Annotated in this window: 1 protein-coding gene and 2 pseudogenes; 1 reads left to right on the top strand and 2 read right to left on the bottom strand. The window is 62.3% G+C overall.

Annotation, left to right across the window (positions count from 1 at the left end; translation table 11 throughout):
• A pseudogene (locus ACIPY3_RS23155) lies at window positions 1-146 on the bottom strand (IS30 family transposase); the annotation flags it as partial.
• Window positions 147-383: 237 nt separating this feature from the next.
• On the opposite strand from ACIPY3_RS23155, the gene ACIPY3_RS23150 reads away from it, so the two are divergent.
• Entirely contained in the window at window positions 384-1,586 is a 1,203-nt protein-coding gene (locus ACIPY3_RS23150) for an IS110 family transposase (protein WP_400337899.1), read from the top strand.
• 14 nt (window positions 1,587-1,600) lie between these two features.
• Here the strand turns inward: ACIPY3_RS23150 and ACIPY3_RS23145 are convergent.
• Window positions 1,601-1,760 (bottom strand): annotated as a pseudogene (locus tag ACIPY3_RS23145) (IS30 family transposase); the annotation flags it as partial.

Raw genomic sequence — 1,760 nt, 5'->3', positions numbered from 1 at the left:
CTCATTTTGCTGATCAGTCCGTCCCGGACGGACTCGGCACGGTTCTGATCTGCGGGTACGTGGACGAGCATCACGAACCCGGTAGTGCGTTCCACAACAGTGCCGATGGCGGTTTTACCGTCCTTGCCGATGATGAGGTCGCCTTCCTTACGGTGTTGTTGTGGGTGATTTCGGAGCTGTCGTAGTGTTTCGATCACCCTCGGGTGGCGGGTATGGCATAAGTCGCCCTGCCGCTTGGACGGCTCACTGGGAATGGCCGCCCGCTGCCCGCCGATGGCTCGACCGCTGATTGAGAATTACGACATTGATCGTTGGGTAAGGACGTGCCGGCGTAGTTATCGACAGGGGCCACCGTATTGGAGTTGATCGAAGGGGGACTGAACATGCCGGTATTCTGGGTGGGAATCGACTCGGGCAAAAGAGCACATCATTGCGTCGTGATCGATCAGACGGGGACCGTGCTGCTCTCGAAACGGGTCGAGAACGACGAAAACGCACTCCTCGAACTCATGGCCGCGGTCGCGGAGATCGCGGCTGACGGTGAGGTCTGTTGGGCCACTGATCTGAACTCCGGCGGAGCGGCCCTGTTGATCGAGTTGTTGGCCGCGCACGCCCAGCAGTTGCTCTATATCCCCGGGCGGATCGTGCATCACGCCGCAGCGACATATCGCGGGGATGGCAAGACCGACGCGAAAGACGCCAGGATCATCGCGGACCAGGCGCGGATGCGCACCGATCTGCAGCCCGTCCGTGGTGCGGATCAGATCAGCGTTGACCTGCGGCTCCTGACGGCCCGCCGCACGGATCTGATCTGCGACCGGGTCCGGGCAATCAACAGGCTCCGCGCCACTTTGCTGGAATACTTTCCGGCGCTCGAGCGTGCGTTCGACTACTCCAAGAAAGCACCCCTCATCCTTCTGAGCGGCTACCAAACCCCCGAGGGCATCCGGCGGACCGGGCTGACCCGGCTCGCCGGCTGGCTCAGAAAACGCGGCTGTCGTAACAGTGCAAAGATGGCCGAGAAAGCGCTGCAAGCCGCGAACTCCCAGCACACGGTCCTGCCCACACAGGCCACAGGCTCCGCCTTGGTCGTCCGGTTGGCCGAGCAGATCAGCGCACTCGATGCAGAAATCGCGGGCATCGATGCCCAGATCACTGAGCTGTTTCGGCAGCATGACAGCGCCGATGTTTTGCTCACCATGCCCGGGTTCGGCCCTGTGCTCGCCGCAACGTTCCTCGCTAACATCGGCGGCAACTTGGACGCGTTCGACTCCGTCGACCGGCTCGCGAGCGTCGCGGGCCTGGCACCGGTCCCACGTGATTCCGGACGCATTAGCGGGAACCTGCACCGGCCACGTCGCTTCAACCGCAGACTCTTGCGAACCTGTTACCTCGCCGCCCTCTCCAGTCTGAAAAACAGCCCCGCCTCGCGAATCTACTACGACCGGAAGCGCGGAGAAGGAAAGTCACATAAACAAGCCCTCATCGCCCTGGCCAGGCGCCGCATCAACGTCCTCTGGGCCATGCTCCGCGACCATACGGCCTACCAGGAACCAATCACAAGAATCAGCGCTCAAGCGGCTTGACTGAAACATTGAGATTCCCAGTGCCCTGGTACCGCGCGGTCTTCGACCTCCGCGGGGCGGTCGGCGATCATGACCATGTCCTGGATTCTGCCGCGGCGTTCGTCAGGGCGGCGTTGGGGTTTGCGTAAGGTCCGGCCGGTGCGCAGGCTCTTTACCAGTTCCCGTTTCAGTCCG

Source organism: Paenarthrobacter sp. NPDC089714 (genome assembly GCF_044748905.1).
Lineage (GTDB): Bacteria > Actinomycetota > Actinomycetes > Actinomycetales > Micrococcaceae > Arthrobacter.
Note: the sequence above shows the minus strand (reverse complement) of the source record. Positions and strands in the feature narration are given on the sequence as shown.